The sequence below is a fragment of the Hymenobacter plasmatis genome, assembly GCF_020711255.1.
GTDB lineage: Bacteria > Bacteroidota > Bacteroidia > Cytophagales > Hymenobacteraceae > Hymenobacter.
This window is the reverse complement of record NZ_JAJFAW010000002.1, coordinates 44,392-65,639: the sequence shown is the minus strand read 5'-3', so window position 1 is coordinate 65,639 and position 21,248 is coordinate 44,392. Positions and strand designations below refer to the sequence as shown.

At 63.0% G+C, this 21,248-nt stretch carries 11 protein-coding genes; 2 read left to right on the top strand and 9 right to left on the bottom strand.

Going from position 1 to position 21,248, the window contains the following annotated elements; all coding sequences use genetic code 11:
- Positions 1–19: 19 nt before the first annotated feature.
- Together LJ738_RS01580 and LJ738_RS01575 are read left to right on the top strand one after the other, a co-directional pair.
- Positions 20–397 (top strand): response regulator, encoded by a 378-nt coding sequence (locus LJ738_RS01580; RefSeq protein ID WP_068191278.1) that lies wholly within the window; start codon positions 20–22, stop codon positions 395–397.
- Positions 398–505: 108 nt separating this feature from the next.
- The gene (locus LJ738_RS01575; protein ID WP_068191280.1) at positions 506–1,552 is read left to right on the top strand and encodes an adenylate/guanylate cyclase domain-containing protein; all 1,047 of its coding nucleotides are present in this window, start codon (positions 506–508) and stop codon (positions 1,550–1,552) included.
- A gap of 116 nt (positions 1,553–1,668) precedes the next feature.
- Here LJ738_RS01575 and LJ738_RS01570 read toward each other — a convergent pair whose 3' ends face one another.
- The 9 genes from LJ738_RS01570 to LJ738_RS01530 form a co-directional block, all read right to left on the bottom strand.
- Complete coding sequence (locus LJ738_RS01570) at positions 1,669–4,959, bottom strand: cyclic nucleotide-binding domain-containing protein (RefSeq protein ID WP_227784577.1); 3,291 nt, start codon at positions 4,957–4,959, stop codon at positions 1,669–1,671.
- A gap of 272 nt (positions 4,960–5,231) precedes the next feature.
- Complete coding sequence (locus tag LJ738_RS01565; RefSeq protein WP_227784576.1) at positions 5,232–7,682, bottom strand: glycoside hydrolase family 3 C-terminal domain-containing protein; 2,451 nt, start codon at positions 7,680–7,682, stop codon at positions 5,232–5,234.
- A 288-nt stretch (positions 7,683–7,970) separates the two neighbouring features.
- Positions 7,971–8,849 carry a glycoside hydrolase family 16 protein gene (locus LJ738_RS01560; RefSeq protein WP_227784575.1) on the bottom strand — a complete coding sequence of 293 codons (879 nt, stop codon included), beginning with the start codon at positions 8,847–8,849 and terminating at the stop codon, positions 7,971–7,973.
- A 49-nt stretch (positions 8,850–8,898) separates the two neighbouring features.
- A complete protein-coding gene (locus tag LJ738_RS01555) occupies positions 8,899–9,774 on the bottom strand; it encodes a glycoside hydrolase family 16 protein (RefSeq protein WP_227784574.1) in 876 nt (291 codons plus the stop codon).
- Between the two features lie 36 nt (positions 9,775–9,810).
- Positions 9,811–10,620, bottom strand: a complete 810-nt coding sequence (locus LJ738_RS01550) for a PKD domain-containing protein (RefSeq protein ID WP_227784573.1) — start codon at positions 10,618–10,620, stop codon at positions 9,811–9,813.
- An 81-nt stretch (positions 10,621–10,701) separates the two neighbouring features.
- A complete protein-coding gene (locus LJ738_RS01545; RefSeq protein ID WP_227784572.1) occupies positions 10,702–12,195 on the bottom strand; it encodes a RagB/SusD family nutrient uptake outer membrane protein in 1,494 nt (497 codons plus the stop codon).
- Between the two features lie 27 nt (positions 12,196–12,222).
- Positions 12,223–15,372 carry a SusC/RagA family TonB-linked outer membrane protein gene (locus LJ738_RS01540; protein WP_227784571.1) on the bottom strand — a complete coding sequence of 1,050 codons (3,150 nt, stop codon included), beginning with the start codon at positions 15,370–15,372 and terminating at the stop codon, positions 12,223–12,225.
- 1,037 nt (positions 15,373–16,409) lie between these two features.
- Positions 16,410–18,455: a 7TM diverse intracellular signaling domain-containing protein gene (locus tag LJ738_RS01535; RefSeq protein WP_227784570.1), complete on the bottom strand. Its 2,046-nt coding sequence runs from the start codon at positions 18,453–18,455 to the stop codon at positions 16,410–16,412.
- A gap of 74 nt (positions 18,456–18,529) precedes the next feature.
- Entirely contained in the window at positions 18,530–21,103 is a 2,574-nt protein-coding gene (locus LJ738_RS01530) for a DUF5686 and carboxypeptidase-like regulatory domain-containing protein (RefSeq protein ID WP_227784569.1), read from the bottom strand.
- Positions 21,104–21,248 lie beyond the last annotated feature (145 nt).

The window sequence follows — 21,248 nt, the reverse complement described above, 5'->3', positions numbered from 1 at the left end:
ATCCATGAAAAATCTACCCATGCAAATCCTGGTCGTTGACGATGAAACCGATGTGCGTGATTTGTTTCTGCAGCGCTTCCGGCGCGAAATCCGCAGCGGCGAGTTTAACTTCAGCTTTGCGTTTTCGGGCGAAGAAGCCATGCAGTTCATGCGGAAGCACCATTCCGAAGTCCTGATTATTCTTTCCGACATCAACATGCCTGGCATGAGCGGGCTGGAGCTGCTGGGCCACGTAAAGGAGGAATTTGACATGCCCCCCACTACTATGATGATGATTACGGCGTACGGAGATAATGACATCTTTAAACAGGCCATGGAGCTCGGCGCTAACGACCTCTTAACCAAGCCAGTGGATTTTGTCGTGCTCAAAGAAAAATTGTTGCAACTGCTACCCTAATTCGGTTGTCGATATTGATTGGCTAGTAGCGAACCCCTGGCGACCACCCCAAGCGCCTGTGCTGCCGGCCGGCTTCTGATAACTGAATACCGAGTACTACCTACTGATATGAAGACGAAAATCCTGGTGGTCGACGACGAAGCCGACCTCGAACTGCTCATCAAGCAAAAGTTCCGGCGCAAAATCCGTGAGAATGCCTATGAGTTCGTTTTCGCCAACAACGGACAAGAGGCCCTCGAGCGCATTCTGCAAAACCCGGATACTGACATCATCCTCAGCGACATCAACATGCCCGTGATGGACGGGCTGACCCTGCTCACCCGCACCCACACCGAGCACCCGACCATGAAAACGGTGATAGTGTCGGCCTACGGCGACCTGGGCAACCTGCGCACCGCCATGAACCGCGGCGCCTTCGACTTTGTGGTGAAGCCCGTCGATTTCCACGACCTGGAAGTCACCATCGAAAAGACCGCCGACGAGGTGCGCCAGCTGCGCGACACGCTCCGCGCCATCCAGGAAAACAACATCCTGAAGATGTACGTCGATGAAACGGTGCTCAAGTTCATGACCCGGCCCGACTTTGAAAACCGCCTCATGGCCAGCGAAACCGTGGAAGCCACGGTGGTTTTCCTCGACATCTGCGGCTTTACCTCATTGGCCGAACAGCTCCAGCCGGCCGACGTGGTGACCTTGCTCAACACTTACTTCGACCTGATGGTGAAGGAAGTAATTGCGCAGGGCGGCTACGTCGACAAGTTTATGGGCGACGCCGTGATGGCCGTATTCCGCGGCGAGCACCACCTGGACCGCGCCATCGACGCGGCCCTGTCGGCCCGCACCGCCTTGCACCAAAGCGACGCCCCACTGCCCCCGGGCTTCGAGTACCGCCCCGAGGTGAGCATTGGCGTGAACACCGGCGAAGTGGTGTCGGGCAACATCGGCTCGGCTTCGCTCAAGCGGCTGGATTACACCATTATCGGCGACGTGGTGAACACATGCCAGCGCCTGCAGGCCTCCGGCAAGCCCGGCCAGGTCATCATCAGCGAAGCCGTTTACCTCAAGGTAAAAGAATCCTTCAAGTGCCAGTACGTGAGCGAGGTGAAGCTGAAAAACAAAGCCCAGCCCGTGAAAATCTACGAAGTAGTGGAGTAACGCTCCTGCGCCATAAACTGAAAAACGCCTGATGCACAAGCACCAGGCGTTTTTTGTGTTTAAGCCAGGAAACGGGATAGGTTGAGCTGAAATTCCAGCCGGTACTGCCCGCCGCGCTAATGCGCCAGCTCGCGCATTTTCTCGTTTTGCAGCCGGATGCGCTGGCACAGCATGCGCAGGATGTTGCGCAGCACTTCGCCGCGCTCTTCCATGAGGTCGTAAAAATCTTCCTGGTCGAGGCGGAAGGCCAGCACCTGGCTGAGCGCTGCCGCCGAGGCCGAGCGGGGCTCCGCATCGAGCAGGGCCAGCTCGCCGAAGAAGTCGCCGGGCCCGAAGGTGGCCAACTGCTGGTTGCCGTTGAAGATGCCCACTTGGCCGTCGTGCAGGATAAACAGCGAGGTGCCGATGTCGCCTTTGGCAAAGATTTCCTCGCCCTCGTTGAAGGTTACCTCCTTCATGATGGGCACGATGCTGCTCAGCACGTTTTCGGGCGTTTGGGCAAACAGGGCGGTGCTTTTGAGCACCACGACCCGCTCCAGGGCGGAAATGCGGGCTTCGGCGGTGGCAGGAGAGTGGCTCATAGCGGTGGAATGGGATGGGGCGGGTAAGGGCTGGCCGGTGTGGGCCGCAAGGGCTGCCGCGGCCAGCTGCGCACTTTCGGCCAGCAGCTCATTGCGCGATTGCAGGTAGGGCTGCAGCAACGCCGGCGCATCGGCTTCGGTGGGCTGCCAGTGGCGCAAGGCCAGGCTCAACGTCCAGGAGGAGAAAGCAGTAGGGCCTTGCCGAAGCAGGAAAACCGGCAAGGGTTCGGCAGTAAGAGTAGGGGGCTCTGGCGCTGATACCGCACCATAGCCGGCCGGCATCAGTCGGGTACGGGCTGGCTGAGCAGGTGCCGTAAGCGTGGCGAAAAGCCGCGCTTTTTCCGCTATTGGCGTGTCGTCGAGCAGGGCCTGCAGGCCCTGGTAAATGGGCCGCGGAATCAGGTTGTCGAGGATTTCCAAGGCGTTGGCCTGCCGCTCGCGGGCGGCGTGGGCCACGTTGCGCTGGGCCGTGGCCACCAGGTCGGCGTCGTAGAGCTGGGCCAGGATGCCGAACACGCGCTGGTGCAGCTGCATCAGCTCATAGTCTACGGTGGCGTGCAGGGCGGGGCGGCGGTCGGCCACGAGGCCGCGCAGCAGCTGGGCCGCCAGGTTGAATTCCTCGCGCAGCAGGTGTTCAAACACGGGCGCATCGGCGGGCACAGCCGGGGCGTGGCGCAAAGCGCGCAAAGCCACAGCCCGGCAAAACAGGTTGCTGCCCTGGGCCAGCTCTACCAGCGCGGCGCGGCTGGCGGGCCCGGGCAGGCGCTCGAGCACCGTGGCCAGGCGGTGCATGGCGGCCGCACCGGGCTTGCGGTGCAAGGCATCGCGCACCAAGGGCACCACGGCGGGGCCTAGCTCCACCAGGCTGTCGGCGGCGGGCTGCCAGCGCTGCTTGTCGCTCAGCGCCCGCAAGAGGTAGTGCGTGAGCTTGGTATGGCCCACCGTGCCAATGGCTTTCAGGGCCGTTTCTGCTACCTGGGGCTCGCCGCTGGCTAAGCTACTTTCAACAAGCTGTTCCTGCGTATCGAAGGGGAAGAAGCCCAGCAGCGCCAGGGCGGCGTCGCTGGTCGCGGCCGACGGGTGTTGCAACAAGTCGTGCAGGCTGGTTTGGGCCAGCGGGTTCAGGGGCGCCGCCTCGAGGCTGCCCCGGATGGCGCCCTGCCGTGCGGCCATGTCGCTGCCGGTCAGCAGCGCCGCCACCATGGAGGCCGCCGCTTCGGGAGCAGTGGCAGCCAATTGCTGGGCGGCGGCTTCGCGCACGGCGGGGGCGGGGTCGCGCAGCGCCAGGGCGTGCAGGGCTTCGGCGGGCAAGGGCCGCACTTCGGCAATGGCCAGCACCGCCAGGCGCACCCGCTCGTCGGGGTGTTCGAGCAGGGTGGGTGCGTGGCCGGCCAGAGCCGCCGGCTGGCGCTGGCGCAGCCAGGCCACGGCGTTCAATACCTCGGTGGGGCGGGGGCTATGCAGGTGGGCCAGCACCACTTGCAGCGCGGCATCGGGCAGGGCCAGCTCGGCGGTTTCGGCAAAGCGGCGGCTCAGGCCTTCCTTCAGCTCGGCCAGGTAGCTACGGTAGGTGCGGGCCAAAAACAGCAGGGCCAGCACCAGCAGTCCGCCCATCCAGGCAAAGGGCACCCAGCCATCGAGCAGGCCCGCGTAGCGCAGCCCAAAGAACAGCAGGCCGGTTAGGCCCATGCCCAGCGGCTCATAAAAGCCCTTGGCCAGTGTGTGGGCCGCCAGCCGCTGCGGCGGCGCCAGGGGCTGGAACAACACCAGAAAAACGGGGTCGAACACGGTGCGGCGCAGCACCTCCAGCAGCAGGTACAGCCCGCAGAAGTATATCAGCAACCCCGATTGGGTGTAGGTGCCCACCAGCTGCACGCCCCCAAACCCGGCCAGTGCCACCAGCGCCACCGCCGGCAGCAGCCGCAGCGACCACTGCACGCCGTAGCGCTCCAGGGCCTGCCGGCTTACCAGCAGCTTGAAAAACATGGCCGCGAGATAAGTCAGCCCCAGTATCCAGCCCACCGAGCGGGTGATGTCCTCCGACTCGTGAAACTTGTGCTTCACGTTGATAAAAAACATGTACTCCACGCCGGTGAGCACGGCCGCAATGGCCACCAAACTCAGGCACATGGCCAGCACGAGCTCGCTGCCACCAAACAGCTGCCGGACAATGTTGCCCGGGGCCCGCTGCACCCGTCGCACGGGCCGGGCCACGGCTTCTACGGTGTGCGAGCGCAGGGTGGAGCGCAGGGCAAAAAGTGCCCCCACGTAGGCTGCGAAGGATACGCCCAGCAGCACCGGCAGCTGCGCATCGCCGTGAATGAGGGCCGCCAGCAACGCTCCAAGGGCCTTGGCCGGCATGTCGCCGGAACTAATGATGCTGAACAGCCGCTTGCTTTGCCGCACGTCGAACACCACCGCCGACACCCCCCAGAACTCCAGGTTAGTGAGCAGGTAGATGATGCGGTAGCCCACCATAATGGCCACGGCCGCCACCACCGAGTGGCCCACCGCTACCAGCGTGCCCATGGCCCCGGTCAGGGCCACCACGGCCAGCAGCACGCGCACGGCCAGCTTCTTGAGCAGGTAGTGGTGCTCGAAATACGTGTACACCTTGCCCACGGCCATCATGCCCAGCGCGCCGGCGATGTAGCCCAGCGGCAGGCTGTGCTCGGGGTTGTGCTCGAGCAGCAGCACGTTGGCCGCTACGTACACCAGCACCGAGCCGATGCCGAGGAGAAAATTGTGCAGCAAAAATAGCCCCACCGTACGGGTTTCGCTGGTTTTGATGCCGAACAGGCGCTGTAGGGAGGTGGCAGAAATCATTGAAAAAATTGGGCTGGCACCACCGGGCGCAGCTGTAGCCAAATATACGGCTTCTGTGTTCCTATGCTGAATTTCGGGCTTGGGCAGAGAAATTCCAAGCTCTACCGGCGGCGTTCACCCGTCGGCCAGCCTCCTGCGCATTGCGGCGGCCAGCTCAACAAAAGAGGCCCTTGGCGCAATGCCAAGGGCCTCTTTATCGTCTTAGTGCCGTCCATTGCCCAGCTCGGAATTAGCCCAGGAAATAGAGCCTTGAAGTTGAGCTGACCAGTCGCTTAGGGGGCGGGCTGCACGGCGGGCCCGGCCGGGTACACCTTGAGGGAGCGGCTGAAGGTGTTGTTCGTTTCCAGCCATTCGCTCACGGTTTTGCCGGCGTCGACTACGGCGCCGAGCGAGAAGTTGCCACTGGCGGTGGGTTTCCAGTTATTGGAGGTGGCGGGCAGCAGGCAGGCCTGGCCGGGCAGCAGCGGCTTGCCCATGCCTTGCAGGCTGGCTACTTTGGCGTTGTTCACGGTGAAGGCTACGTCGACCTTGCTGCTGGTGGGCAGCGGCGCCGTGCCCATGTTCTTCACCATGGCGTAGAACGTGACGGGCTGGCCGGGTTTCGGGAAGCGGGGCACGGTGAACACCTGGGTTATCTTCAAATCGGGCTTGGCTGTAGCTGCTTTGAGGGTGAAGGCACCCCCCAGCGGTAGTTTGTCCGACGCGCTGCCCACGCGGAAGCTGTAAGCCCCGGGGTGCACCTGGTAGCCTTTGGCCTGCTCGTCCCAGAAGTAAAAATCCTCGGCCGAAAGCGTGAAGCTGACCGTTTTCTTTTGCTTGGGTGCCAAGCTGATGCGCTCGAAGCCCTTGAGCTGTTTCTCCGGCATGGTCAGCTTGGAAGACTTGTCGGTGAGGTAGAGCTGCACCACTTCGTCGCCGGCGCGGGTGCCGGTGTTCTGCACATCCACGCTGATGGTAACGGGCGCACCGGCCAGAACCGGCGCGGTGGGCTGTTTCAGGTTGCTGTACTGGAAGGTGGTGTAGCTCAAGCCGGCGCCGAAGGCAAACTCGGGCTTCATGTTCTTCCGGTCGTAGAGGCGGTAGCCCACGCCGTTGGCGTCGGTGAGGTCGTCGCCCCAGGCAGGCAGCTGGGCGTCGCCGGTGGGCATGGTCACGGGCATGCGGCCGGCGGGGTTGTAGTCGCCCACCAGCACGTCGGCCAGCGCGGTGCCGGCTTCCTGACCCGCGTAGAAGGAGTAAAGCAGCGCCTTGGTGCGGGGCAGGCTCTCGTGCAGGGCGCACACGCCGCCGCTTTGCACCACCACCACCATCTTGGGGTTGGCGCGGGCCAGGGCGTTGATAAGGGCCTGCTGCTGGCCGGGCAGCGTCACCGATTTGTTGGCGCGGTCGTGGCCGGAGTTGTATTGCTCGCCTTCCTGGGTGCTGTCGAGGCCGGCGGCGAAGATGACCACATCGGCCCCGCGGGCCAGCTCGCGGGCCAGCTTGAAGCCGGTGGTGTCGGTGCTGTTCATGTCGCAGCCTTTAGCGAAGGCGATTTTGGCCACGCCCAGCTTGGTTTCCAGGCCTTGCTTGAGGCTGACGGAGTACGGTGGGCTGGTTTCGCTGCTGCCATAGCAGTTCAGGTTGCCCTTATCAGCGTTGGGGCCGATGAGGGCGATGTGCTTCACGGTGGCCTTGTTCAGGGGCAAAAGCTGGTCGGCGTTCTTGAGCAGCACGATGGATTCACGCGCTGCCTGCTGGTTGAGCTTGGTGTGCGCCGGGGTGTTGGCGTCGGCCTTGCTGCCTTTGGGGTAAAAGTCGAGCAAGCCGGCCATGATTTTGGTGCGCAGCACGTTGCGCACGGCCGCGTCGATAGCCGTCATGGGCACGGCGCCGCTTTTCACAAGGCCGGGCAGGTCTTTGGTGTAGTCGTCGCTGCCCATGCACACGTCGTTGCCGGCCAGGATGGCCTTCTTCGTGTCGTGCACCGCGTCCCAGTCCGACACCACGTAGAACGGGAAGCCCCAGCGCTCGCGCAGCACGGTGTTCAGCAGGTAGGGGCTCTCGGCCGCGTGCTCGCCGTTGATGAGGTTGTAGGCCGACATCACGCTCAGCACGGCGCCTTCCTGTATCACGGTGCGGAAGTGGTAGCCGTAGTGCTCCATCACGCCGCGGTCGGTAAACAGCTCGTTGCGGGTGTGGCGGGTGGCCTGCTTGCCCTCAATCATGAAGTGCTTCACGGTGGCTATCACCGGCGTGGTCTGGATGCCCTTGGCCACATGGGACGTAATCTGGCCAATCAGAAACGGGTCTTCGCCGCCGCTCTCGGCGCTGCGGCCGCCGCGCGGGTCCTGGGCCAGGTCGATGCACGGGCCCAATTGCTGGTGCTTGCCAAAGGCCCAGAACTCTTCGCCCATGGCCTGGCCTACTTGCTGGGCCAGGCTGCGGTGCCAGGTCGAAACCATGCCCATGCCGGTGGGCCAGGCAATGGCTTTCTGGAAGCGCACGCCGTGGGGGCCGTCGTCCATCACAAAGCCCGGGATTTTGAGCCGGTCGTTGGTGGGCGTGGTCATGAAGCTGTTGTTGGTTAGTTGAGCCAGCTTTTCTTCGGTGCTCATGGCTTTCAGCAGCGAATCGATGCGGGGCTCCAGGCCCAGGCGCTGGGCCTGGGCGGCGGGCTGGGCGCCGGCCACCAGCAGGGCCCCAAAGGCCAGGCGGAGGAAGAAGGGGAGTTGTTTTTTCATACAGGACTGAAAAAGTTGTGAGAATGCACCGCCGCCGGAAAGCGCAAAAACGAGGGGCGCCGAAGAAGGAACAGGCCCGGCCCGGGGCGAAAGAGGGGTAGCTCCTTGCCTGGCAGGGGCACCCATTAGGCGGCGCTGCCGAGCGGCCCGGGCGGGCCTGTTCTTTCCCTAGGGCGCGGCAGTCCACAGGCTGCCACGCCGGCACCACCCCGAGGAAGTCTCACCAAACCTTCGGCGTGATTAAAGCGAAAAATTGAGCTGAATAAGCCAGCGGCCGGGCCGGCGGGCTTAGCGCTTTTTCATTTGGTAGATGCGCACGTAGTCCACCAGCATCTGCTGGGGAAAGGCGGCTTCGTCGATGCCCTTCTGGCCGCCCCACTCGCCGCCCACGGCCACGTTCAGCAGCACGTGAAAGGGCTTGTCCCAGGGCCAGGCCTGCCAGCCGGTGCCCTCGTTGCGGGCCGCGAAGTAGAGCTGCCCGTCGATTTCGGCTGTGATGGTTTCGGGCGTCCACTCGATGGCGTAGACGTGGAAGGCCGTGGTGGCGTCGGGCAGGAGCGTGACGCCGGTTTTCTGGTTGTTGGTGCGGAAGTAGTAGCTCTTGCAGTGCGTGGAGGCGTGAATCACGTTGGGGTCGTAGCCCACGTGCTCCATGATGTCGATTTCGCCGTTGTCGGGCCAGCTGTGGTTGCCGTAGGGGTTTTCGTCGGGCAGCATCCAGATGGCGGGCCAGGTGCCGCGCCCGCCCGGAATGCGGGCCCGCACCTCGAAGCGGCCGTAGGTCTGGCTGCCGCCGCGGCCCTTGCCGCGCGATACCAGCCGGGCCGAGGTGTAGTCGTTGCCGGGCTGCAGCGCTTCCTTTCGGGCCTCGATAACGAGGTTGCCGCCCTCGACGCGGGCATTCTCGCGGCGGTTTTTGGTGTAGTACTGCAGTTCCTTGTTGCCCCAGCCGGAGCCGCCCACGTCGTAGCTCCACTTGGTGGAGTCGGGCAGGCCGGGGGCGTTAAACTCGTCGCTCCACACCAGCTTCTTGAAGGTGTAGCGGGGAGTGGGGCTAGCAGGCGCCTTGGCGCCCGCCGGTGGCCCAACGGGGGCAGCAGCACTCAGCAGCACGCTGCCAAGCACCGCCACCACCCGGGCCAGCGTGGCTCTGCCACGACTGCGCACACCCACCAACTTAAGTTTCCCACCTTTTCTGGCTGGCATGCGCACTGGGTTATTTGTATTGATAATACCGGACATAGTCCACCTGCATTTGCTGGGGGAAGGTGGTGCTGGCGTCGGGGTTGCCGTCGAAGTCGCCGCCAATGGCCACGTTCAGCACCACAAAAAACGGGTTGTTAAACGGGTTGGGGCTGGCGCCCCCGGTTCCGAAGGTGTAATACTGCTGCCCATCCACGTAAAAGCGGGTTTGGTCTTTGCTGCGCACCGCCGAGTAGGTGTGGAAGCCGTCGGACAGGTCGGCGGGCTGCATCTGCGTGGTGCCTTGTTGGCCGTGCACGCCCTGGGTGTTCTGGAAGTGCATGGTGGTGAGCAGCTCGCGGGGCTTGCTGCCGCGCAGCTCCATGATGTCGATTTCGCCGCACTTGGGCCAGTTGTTCTGGTCAATGTCGGAGCCCAGCATCCAGATGGCGGGCCACACGCCCTTGCCCTTGGGCACCTGCGCCCGCACATCGATGCGGCCGAACACGAAATCCTTTTTGCTCTTGGTGAGGATGCGGCCCGAGGTGTAGCTGCCCGTGCCGGAGCGGATGGCCTTGATGGTGAGGTTGCCACCGCTCAGAAACACGTTGTCGGTCGAGTTGGTGTAGGTTTCGAGCTCGTTGTTGCCCCAGCCGCCACCGCCCAGGTCGTACTTCCATTTGGTGGCGTCGAGGGTGCCCGCGTCGAACTCATCGCTCCACACCAGGTCGGTGTAGTCGGCGTAGTTGCGGGCGTCCTCGTTCGCCACCGGCGCAGGCGGCGTCGGCGGCGTTATGGGGCCGGGCGTGAAGGTGGTGCCTTTGTCGGTGCAGGCCGGCAGGCTCAGGGCCAGCAGCAGGCCGGCCCCGAGGAGCTCAGTAGTCAGGCCGCGAAAGGGAAGTAGCCGCATAATAGTGGTAAGAAATAAGCTGAAGTGGCCGGTGGGCTATTTGGCTACCAGCTTCATGTCGAACACCACGCCGGCGGCCGTGCTGCCGGCCCGCAGCACCATGTTCGTGGTGGTGATGGAAAGGATGCGGTACGTAAGGCCCGGCGCATCCGTCACGCCGATAAACGGCGACGGGGTGGCGCTGGCCAGCGTGAGTTGGGCCAAGCCGGCGCCCGTAGCGTTGCCAAACGTAAAGGAGGTGGTCACGTTGCGCGGGGCATCGCAGGCACCGCCGGCCACAAAGGTCTGGCCCTTGGCGTCGTAAGTGAAGGAATTGGCCGCGGTGAAAGTGTATTCGTCGTCGGCTTGGCAGGCGGGCAGGGCGCCCGCGCTGGGGTTGCCGGCGTAGTAGCTGGTGGGGTCGGCATCGGAGGGGCCCACGGTGATGGGGGCAACCACGGTATTGTCCAGCTTCCAGGTTTTGGAGCTGCCGCCGGTGAGGAGCTGGTTCACGATGGCCGACACTGAGGGCAGCACCAGGTCTTTGGTAGTCGATACGCTGGTGCCGCCCCGGTAGGCCGTAATGAGCTTGGTTTTGAGGGTGCCGCCGCTGCTGTACACGTGGGTGGCGGTTTTGCCGGAGCCCACGGTGCCATCGCCGAAGTCCCACTGGTAGAGGAAGCCGTCGGTGTTGGTGGCCGTGAACGTGGCCGTGGTGGTGAGGCCGGTCGTGACCTTGGTCACGGTGAAGTCGGAGGCGGGCACGGCGCCCTCCAGGCTGTATTTGTCGACGTCCTTTTTGCAGGAAGCCAACAGGAGCGGAGCCATCAAAAGACCCAGGGCTGTGGCACGTACTATGTTTTTCATGGAATTGAGTCAGGAATGAGTGGGGAGCAAAACGGCCCGCCCGCTGGGCCCAACGGGCCGGGGAACGAGCGGGCCGGCGGCTTAGTAGCCAGGGTTTTGCTTCAGGTTGGGGTTAACGTCGAGCTCGGTTTGGGGCAAGGGCAGCACCACGTTGGTGGGCTTCACGCCTTTGGCTAGCAGCTGGGGCGACGTCAGCAGCTCGCCCGTGCGCTTCATGTCGAACCACCGGTCGTTTTCGAACGCCAGCTCGTACTTGCGCTCCCGCCACACGGCCGTTTTAAACGCGGCGGCGCTGGTTCCGGCCGCAACGTCGTGCGCGGCCGAAGGCGTGGTGAGGGGCAGGCCAAAGGAGCGGCGGCGCACAATGTTGAGGGCTTCGAGGCCGGCCGGCGTGGGGCCGCTGGCTTCGGCCAGAATCAGGTACATCTCGGCCAGGCGCAGCACCTTGATGTTGAGGCCGGAGTCCCACACGCGGGTATCGGTTTTGCCAATAAACCACTTCTTGCAGGCGTAGCCGCTGGGCGAGCCGGGCAGCGAGGCCGGCTGCTTGCGGCCGTCGGGGTACACGTCGCCGGGCTTCCAGATGGTCACGTCGCGGCGCTGGTCGCCGGCCTCGTAGCCATTCACGAAGTCGTTTTCGGGAATGTTGAAGCCGTAGCCGCCCTGGGGCACGATGCCCTGGCCGCGGGGGCCGAAGAACTCATTGCCCACAAAGCCCAGACCGTCGAAGGTGTACTCGTTGCGGCCCGACACGTACTGCACTTCAAACAGGCTCTCCTTGCCGTTGTCGTTGGCAATCTTAAAGATGTCGCCGTAGTTGGGGTACAGGCTGTACTGGCCCGAGTTGATGACCTCACTGGCGCGTTGGGCGGCGCCGGTCATGTTGCCCTGGGTGAGGTACACCTTGGCCAGCAGGCCGGCGGCGGCCCACTTGGTGGCCCGCCCGATGTCGTCGCCGCTGTAGGTGGCCGGCAGCTTGGTGATGGCGTCGGTCAGGTCGTTTACAATCTGGGTGTAAACCTGGGCTGCGGGGGTGCGCGCAATGTTCACCTCGGCCGGCGTAAGGGGCGGCACCGTGAGCAGCGGCACGTCGCCGTACACCCGCACCAGGTCGAAGTAGTACTTGGCCCGCAGGAACTCGGCCTCGCCCAGGCACCGGTTCTTGATGGCCGGGTTGATGTTGGTGATAAGCGGCACCTTCTGTAGCACAATGTTGGCCCGCCCGATGCCAATGTAGCTGCCCCCCCACAAGCGGTTGATGATGGGGTTGGTGCTCGGGATGTTGAAGTTGTCGAGCTGCTGTTGCTCAATGCCGTCGCCTCCGCCGCCACCGCCGGTGTAGGAAATATCGGAGCCGATGTCGCCGATGCCCCACAGGGCGTAGTTGTACTGGCCACCTTTGGCGAGCTCGCTGTAGGCCGCCGTGGTGGCCTGAATGGCGTCTTGCTCGCTCTTGTAGAAGTTGGCGTCGGTAATCTGGTCGTTGGGCGTTTCTTCGAGGAACTTCTTGCCGCAGCCGCTGAGCAGGCTCAGGCCCAGCAGGGCGCCACAGGCGTATTTATGAAGGATAGTCATCGTCTGAAATGAAGGAAAGGGGGAGGATTAAAACCCGATGTTGAGGCCAGCCAACAGCACGCGCGACTGCGGATAGACGCCGCGGTCGACGCCGCTGGGGCTTACCTCCGGGTCGAAACCGGTGTATTTGGTGAAGGTGGCCAGGTTCTGGGCACTCACGTACACCCGAATCTGCTGGGCACCCATGCGGCTCATCAGGGCGGTGGGCAGGGTGTAGCCCAGGGTCAGGTTCTTGATGCGCATGTAGGAGCCGTCTTCCATGTAGTAGGTGCTCACGCGCAGGTTGTTGTTGGGGTCGCCGGCAATGGCGCGGGGTACCTCGGTGCTGGTGCCCGGGCCGGTCCAGCGGGCCAGCACGCGGGTGCCGCCGCTGGCGTTACCGTAAAGCGGGGCTTCTTCCAGGTAGCGGTTCAGGTTGTACACCTTATTGCCCTGCACGCCCTGCAGAAACACGCTCAAATCGAAGCCCATAAAGCTCACGGTGTTGGTCAGGCCGTAGGTGAACTTGGGGTTGGGGCTGCCGATGAAGGTGCGGTCCTTGGCGTCAATCTTGCCGTCGCCGTTCAGGTCCTTGAAGCGGATGTCGCCGGGGCCGGTGGCCTTGGTGGGGTCGGCATTCACGGTTTGCGTGGCGTGGTTTTTCACGTCCTCGAGCGTCTGGAACAAGCCGTCGGCCACGTAGCCATAGAAGGAGCCAAACGCATAGCCCGGCTCGTAGCGCACGATGTCGCCGCTCAGCGAGCCCTGGCCGTTGTAAGGCAGGCCCGCGCCGAGGGATTCCAGCTTGGTGGTATAGGTCGAGAAATTGAGCGTGGTGTTCCAGTTGAAGCCGCGGGCCGCATTGCGGAAGTTGTGCGACGTCACCGAGAGGTCGAGGCCGCGGTTGTAAGCCGAAGCGGCGTTGCGGTTCACCGACTCGTAGGTGCCCGACACCAGCGACACCGGCACCGAGGCAATCAGGTTGGGCGAGTTGCGGCTGTAGATGTCAACGGTGGCCTCCACCCGGTTGTCGAACAGGCCCAGGTCCAGGCCGAGGTTGGTTTGGTTGTTGGTTTCCCAGCGCAGCTCGCCGTTGGACTGCCGCGTGGGCGCCGCCCCGTTGAAGATGGTGCCGTTGGGCCCGAAGGGGTAGGTAATCTGCGAGTTAATGGAGTAGAGGTAGGCGAAGCGGCCGGCGTTGTTGGGGTTGCCCACTTTGCCGTAGCCCGCGCGCAGCTTCAGGTTGCTCACCACGCGGTTGTCCTTCATGAAGTTCTCCTCCGAAATGCGCCAGCCCGCCGAAATGCCGGGGAAGAAGCCAAACTGCGAGCCGGGCTGGAAGGCGCTGGACCCGTCGTAGCGGGCAATGGCCGAGAGCAGGTACTTGCCGGCAAACTCGTAGTTGGCGCGGGCAAAGTAGCTGGCCAGGTGCGAAGGCACCCCGAGGTAGCCAAAGTTTCCGAGCTGCGGGTTGATGGGCCCGTTGTTGAGGTTCTGTAGGTCGTTGCTGAGGTAGCCGCTGCGCGAGGCGCCCAGCTCCTGGCTGTTGAATAATTGAGCCGACTGGCCCAACAGCAGCGTCACCTGGTGCTTGCCGGCAAAAAGGTGGTCGTAGGCGGCGGTGTTCTCAATCAGGTAGCTGTAGTTGGTGTTGGCCTGCGAGAAATCGCCCGCCGTGGAGTAGCGGGTGGTGTAGGTCTCGGTGCCCACCTGCAGCTCGGGTATTTTGGGGCCGAAGCTGTTGTTGTTCGTAAAGTTGAAATCGATGCCCACGTTGGTGCGGAGGCGCAGCCCCTTTACCGGCTCAAGCTCGGCAAACAGCGTGGTGAGGGCCCGGTTGCGCACGTACTTGCGGTTGGCGTACAGGATGTTGGCCAGCGGGTTTTCCTCCACGAAGTTGTCTTGCTGCCCGCGCGGCTCGTAGTAGTAGCCGTCGGGGCGGTACACGGGCACAATCGGAATCATGCGAATGAGCTGCTGCACCGTGCCGTACTCGCCGTTGTTGGTGGTCACCTGGCGGTCTTCCTGGTGGGTGAGCTGCAGGCTGTTGCCGATTTTCAGGATTTTGTTTACCTGCACATCGCCATTGGCCCGCAGCGTAAACCGCTCGAAGTTTGAGCCGATGATGATGCCGTCCTGCTTGAAATAGCTGGCCGACACCGCGTAGCGGGCCTTGTCGCTGCCGCCGGTAGCGCCCAGCGAGTAGTTCTGCATGGCGGCCGTGCGGAAGACCTGGTCTTCCCAGTTGGTGCCTTCGCCCAGCGCTTTGGGGTCGCGCAGGCGGTCCACCACGATGGGCTGGCCCGCCGCTATGCGGTTTTCGTTGTTGATAACGGCGTATTCTTCGGCGTTCAGCAAGCCAATTTTGCGCCAGGCCTGCTGCGTGCCCCGGTAGGCATCCACGTTGATGGTAGACCGGCCGGCCTTGCCGCGCTTGGTAGTAATGATAACCACGCCGTTGGCGGCGCGCACGCCGTAGATGGCGGTGGCCGAAGCGTCCTTCAGGATGTCGATGCTCTCAATGTCGTTGGGACTGATGACGTTGAGCTGGTCCTCGCCCGAGTCGGGCAGCGGAAAGCCATCCACCACAAACAGCGGGTGGTTGTTGCCCGCCGACGTGATGCCCCGGACGCGGATGGATGTACCAGCCGCCCCGCCGGGGGCGCCCCCGTTGGATGTGATGGTTACGCCCGCGGCTTTGCCTTGCAGGGCCTGGGCGGCATCTGCCACGGGCAGAGCGGCAATCTCGGCGCCGGACACCGATGCCACCGAGCCCGTCACGCTACCGCGCTGCTGGGTGCCGTAGCCTACTACCACTACTTCGTTCAGTTTCTGGGTGTCTTCCTTGAGGGAGATGTTGACGGCCCCGCCGTTGGCCGCCGATACCAGCGCCGTTTGGGTGGTGAAGCCAACAAAGCTGAATACCAGCGTGCTGCCCTCGGGCGCGGTCAGGCTAAACGCACCGTCGGAGCCGGTGCTGGTACCGAGGCTGGTGCCGCGCACCAGCACCGTGACGCCGGGCAGGCCGACGCCGTCGGGCCCGGTTACGCGGCCCGACACGGGCACATCGGCCGCCGGCCGCACGTGCGCAACCGGTGCCGCGCCGACCGGCGCGGCGGCTGCCCATGTGGGCAGCGCACAGGCCAGTAGAACTGCGGTGCAGCGTACCGGCGCAAAAAGGTAAAAGTTTCGCTTCATGGTGGGAGTTGTGAGAGTGATAAGCGAATGGTGAAGGTTTGAAAATCAGAGTGAAGGGCTGAGGTACGGCCGGCCGCTGGCGGCGCGCAGCTTCAGCAGTAGCGGCCCCGGGCTGCGTAGCCCAGCAGCCAGCGTGGCGCCGGAGCGCTTACCTAATGGTACCCATACTTATGCTGTGGGGGAATCCAATTGGGCTAACTAAGTAGCCGGGGGCAATGCATCGCGAGTGCCCACCTAGAGCAGAATGGGCATGTAAGCTTATCGGACAGGCTGCCACCGGATGGCTGATAGACTCTACCCGTTTAGGTGAACCGTAAATATGAAAATCCCGGACCGTCGCCACCGCATGGGCTGCACCTGGTGCCACTAACTGTTGGCTTGCCGTAGGATTTGTAGCCAGTAAATTGAGCTGATTCGACTGCCCGGTTTTTCTCTTCCGTGAGTTTTGCGCTACCCCTGGCTGCTTACATGGGATACTAGAAAGAGCCAGTAGTTCGGCCGGCGCTACGGCGGCGTGGTAGGCGGAGGCAGTGGCGAGCGTAGCGGCCCGTTGGGCAACTGCTACTGGCTCCCGCGCGAAACGCGCCTTGCGTCTCCAAGTCAAAGCTTCGCTCACGACCAATGCCGTGGGGAAAGGAGCAGAAGAGAAGCTGGTGAATACGGTGGGAAATACTCGCATTGGGCAGGTGGGAATGCCCAAATGTAGAGGGGTGTGTCTGGCAAATGCAACTCAGAAAATGCCCTGGAATAGCTGATTTGGCCTTTTTTCAGCGTTGTACGCTTACGGGTTATACGCTTGATGCACACGCAAAATCTCGTCTTTATGCCTAATTCAGGCAATGGTGGCCTTGTGGTGATTTTCGGGCTTTGGCTAAAAAACAATGAAAAAAAATGCCTCTCAACGAAAAAAAATGGCGACAATCATCAGCAAATGAGCGAACCCTCTAAAAAACCAATAGAATGCTCGCCAAGGCCAATTGACTAAGCAAGACAGTCTCCCAAACGTTTCCGGAAAATGCGGGCCCGGAAAGCGGCGATTATTCCTGCCCGGTTTCAGCAAATTCTACTTCGGCGGTCGCATCCAGGAGCACGTGGGTCCAGGGCTCGCTGTCTTCGTAATCGGGCGCGAGGCGCCGGCGCTGCAGAGCGGCCAGTACCTTCTGGGCAAATGCCCAACTGGTGGCCTGGCGCAATTCCAGCACCCGCGCCAGCTCCGAGGGCGAGTAACTGCCTTTGTGGGCGTGCAGCAGGAATACAGCGTACAGCGCTTTCACAATAGAGAATTTGCATTTCTGCAATAACGTGCCGGCCGTGGCCGACTCTACGTAGCGGCACCGGGTGCAGCGGCGGGCGTAGGGCTCGCGGGCTTCGCAGCTCTTCTCGTGGCCGCATTTGCGGCAGCGGTACCCGCCGTTGGCCCACTTCAGGTCGGCGAGGTAGCGCAGGCATGCGTCTTTGTCGGGGTAAATCTGGCTGAATTCGCCAAAGTCCACTTCCCGCGCTTCGATGCGCGCGGCCTTCTCGGCGTGGAGGTCGCGGCTGAGGTCGCCGTTGAGCTTTTCGATGGCCGCCGATTGCAGCGCCAGCAACCCGTTGGCTTCGAGCAGCTCCCGGTTTTGGGTGGCTACGGTTTCGTTTTGGCGGCGCAGCTCGGCCGTGCGTTGCGCCACCAGCGACTCCAGTTCGGAGTTGAGCTGGTCCTTTAGCTCCTGGTTTTCGCGCATCTGCTCCACCAGCCGGTCCTGGGCCTGGTGCTTCTTGCGGAGCTGCTTCAGCAGCCGGTGCTGGGTGAGGAGCGTGGTGTCCATCATGCCCTTGATTTTCTCGCCCAGGGCATAGCTCAACGTCACGACTTCCAGCACAAACGCCACGTACAGGCTGTAAACGGTGTAGGCGTTGTTATAAAAATCGATGCCCAGCTTGCGCATGATGAGGAACGTGAGGCTGGTAGCCACCAGGCCCTGGCCCAGCAGCAGGTAGCGGGCTGGCTGCAGCCCGCTGCGGTAAGCCCGCCAGCCAGCGTAGTACAGCAGCCCGTACGGCAGCAGGTACAGCCAGAAGCTAAGGCCCGAGTGCACCACGGCGGCATCGAGCACCAGCAGGGCCGCGCTCCCGCCCACCACCCAGCGCCCGAGCCGGTGCAAGGCCGGCAGGCGCGAGGCAGTATCCAGAAAGCCGCTGGCGTAGGTGGCAAACGTGAGCAGCAGCAGCACCGGCGCCGCCGCCCCAATGAAGTGGTTCAGCCCTGGCCCACCAGGCCACAGGTACTGGAACCCCAGCCCGTCTTCCGTCAGAAACAGCAGCCCGCCGCTCAGCACGTAAAGGACGTAGTAGAGGTAAGTTTTCTCCTTTAGAAATAGGAAGAGAATGAGGTTGTAAAGCACCATGATAAACAGGATGCCATAGAAGCCGCCCAGCAGCCAGTATTGCACCGACAGCTCCGGAATGAGCCCCGCGCTGCTGTGGAGCATGGCCCGGAAGCTGGTGCGCGTGTCGGAGCGCAGGCGCAGGTAGTACGTGGCCGTTTGCCCAGGCCGGGGGGGCAGGTCAAAGAGGAAGTTTTTGTAGGGATGCGGGCGGGTGGCAAAGGGCAGGCTGGCCCCCGTGGCCACGCTGTCGTAGGCCAGGGCCTGGCCGGGTTGGGCTGGGCCGGGCGCGGGGCGGAAGAACACGGCCCCGCCAATGTGGGAGTCGTAGAGCTCCAGGTACCAGGCGGCGGTTTCGGTGGGTGCGTGGCGCACCGTGAGGCGCAGCCAGTAGGTACTGCTGAGGTGCTGGCTGTTGGGCGGGTGCCCCGAGCCGCGCAACATCTGAAACCGGCGGCTCCAGGCCGGTGCCTGCAAGTCGGCGATGGTGAGCCGGCCGGTGGGGTCTACCAGCATGCTGTAGTAGTTCTCCTCCAGGTAGAACTCGCTCAGGGCCGGGTTGATGGCCAGGGTGTCTTCGGGGGTGGCGGCGGCGCTGCGGTGCGCACTCAGTAAGCTCAGCAGGACCAGGCTCGTGCCCAGCAGCAGCTGCCGCAGTTGGCTGCCAATCCCACCGTGCGGGCGCAGGAGCCAGCCCCGATTGCGTGAATGTTGCATACGGTAAGCAAAGTACAAAAAGCCCACCGGCTTTAGATCGGTGGGCTCTTGCGCAAGCGAAACTAGGAGCTATTCTACAGCCGGAATTGGGCGCTTACTTTAACGCCAAAATTCTGGTGCTCGGGGGTGTTGGGCGTGTTGCGGGCCGGCTCCTGCCGGTAGGTGACGCGGTGTAAAAAGTCGACCCGGATGAATTTGAAAATGTTCTCGACGCCATAGCCCACTTCCACATAGGGCAGCTTGTCCAGGGTAGGAATGGGCATCAGCTCGTGGCCCTCGCGGTCTTTGCGGGGCTGCACGGTATTGGCGGCCGACAAGCTGCCGTAGAGCAGGTTGGCCGTGCCCACCAGGCGCCAGTTTAGGGCCCGAATGCCGGGGATGCTGTTGAGAAACAAGCCTTCGAAGTGCTGGTCGAGCCGCACCGATACAGACCGGTCCGTCACGAACTCGAAGTAGTTCATCAGGTTGAAGGCGTTGGCGTTGTAGAAGGGCGTCTGGTTGCCCAGCGGCGTTTTGAGGATGAGGTAGGGCACCGCATCGGGGATGTAGCTGCCTTCCACGCGGTAGTTCAGGCGGCCCAGGTGGCCCACCGACACGCTTTGCGTCACGAGCAGATTAAACTTTTGGTAGCGCCGCGGCGAGTTGTCTTCCAGCAGGTTGCGGAAGCCCAGCGTGTAGCGGAACGTGAGCACGGGCAGGCGCCGGAGCCCCACGGCGCGGCGGCGGTTTTCGCTCTGCACCAGGTTCTCATCGGGCGCAAAGCGCGATTCCAGCACCAGCTCCGACAGCGTGAGGTTGCGGGCGATGGGGGCGGTGGGGCTGTGGTCGCCGGTAGAGTAGTAAGCGAAGTCGTGCAGCGGGGTAATGTCCTGGTGGCGCACCGTGAGGGTTTCGGTGAAGCCGTGGAACAGGTCGCGCTGGCCGCTCACCGCGTATAGGTCGCGCAGGATGGGGCGGCCCTGAATGAAGCGCCCCCAGCGCGAGGCCGCCGCAAACAAGTTGTTGTCGGACTGAAAATCGTTGTCGAGCAGGGCCACCTGCTCCACGTCGTGGCGGTATTCGGCGCCAAATACGGTCCAGTGGCGGCGCTCAGCAATAAAGCTGGTTTTGAGGCCGTACTTCAGGCGGTCATCCATCGTGCCGTAGGCCACGTAGCCCTGGGTGAGCCAGTCGCGGCTGATGTCGGGCGTGGTGCGGAAGCCGAAGCGCAGCCGGCTGCCCTCGTAGTCGTTGTGGGAATAGCTGGTGAGAATGGGGCCCAAATCCCAGCGGCCCACGCGCTTGTAGCCGTTCACAAACAAGTCAATCCAGTCGAGCACGTTGCGCACCGAAGGCAGCTCCTTAGCCGAGTCGAGGACAGCAAACGACTGGCGCTCCGACAGGCTCAGCGTGTCGGGGCGGTGCTGGTCGAAGTAGCCGGTGCCCGGGGTATGCCCGGCGAGCAGGCTGCTGGTGGCGTCCTTGTCGGTGGGCTCCATCAAAGACGACACGATGGGTTGGTCGTAGAAGCCGGGCTCGGTGTGCTCCTGGTTGCGCACGAAGTTGCTGCTCACCGTGGTGAAGCGCACCAGCATGGCCGCCTGCTTCTCGTAGGGGCGCACGCTCAGTACCAGCTTGGTCCGAATCGGCAGGCCCGGCCCGTCGCCGGGCGAGGTGAGCTCCTGGGAAATCCGCAGGTCGCTCACGAAGTTGATGTTGGCTTCTGGGCTGGCCACCAGCTCGGCGCGGCGCAGGGCGTAGTCCTCAGCCGTAATCCAGATGGTGCCTTTGAAAGCCAAATCGTGGGCCCGCTTCGGCGTGACGGCGATTTTGTAGCACCAGTCCTTGCCCACAAACACGGAGTCCTGCAGCTCGTAATCGTAGGCCAGGCGGCCGCCTTCGGCAATGGGCGAGATGAAGTCCTTGCCCAGCACGTTTTGCCAGTTGGGGTAGAAATCAAAGTTCTGGAAGTTGGAGCCCAGCATTTGCGAAAGCACGGAGCCCTCGCGGGGGCCTACGCCCCGCATCTGCTTGTGCAGCAGGTCTTCGCGCCGCCGCACGGGGGAGTACTTCTGGTACACGCGGGAGCCTACCTCAGAGGCAAAAATGGGCAGGGGCGCATCGGCGTCGGAGGCCGCGGCCGCGCCCTGGCGCACGGCCAGTGCCCGAATGTCTTTGATAACCCGGCGCTTGGCCATCTTGGCCGGCAGCTCAATCAGGCTGGTTTCAATGCGGTTATAAGAATCGTATTCGGCGGCCTGCAGGGCGTTGCGCTCGTTTTCGTGCTTGTGCTTCTGTACTTCGCGCAGGATGCGAAAGGCCGGGTTTTCAGGCTGCCGCGACGTGACTACCACCTCGGCCAGGGCCACGCCCCCGGTTTTCATTCGAAACAACACGGTTTGCACCGGCTCGCTGCTGAGCTTGCGCCGCTGGGTAGCAAAGCCCATGGCCGAGGCCGCAATGGAATCGGGCGTGCCCGTCACGGCCAGCTTGAATTTGCCGTCGGCATCGGCGGTGGCGCCGACACTGGTTTTTGGAATAAATATGGACGCGAACGGCACCGGCTCACCGTTGGAGGCCTCCACCACTTGACCGCTAATCACTATACGCTGGGCCGCGGCTGGCAATACCCACAGGCACGCCAGGAGCAGCGGAGCAAAAAATCTCATAGAAAGCAGTAAGTAGCCAAATGCGAAAACCGATAGTAGCCCCGCAATTTACGCAAAGGCCGCTTGGCTCCCAACTAGTTCAATGCCTTAAATTAGTTTTTTAGACGAAGTAGCAAACCCGCCATGCGGAAGGCTGTCGCAGCTG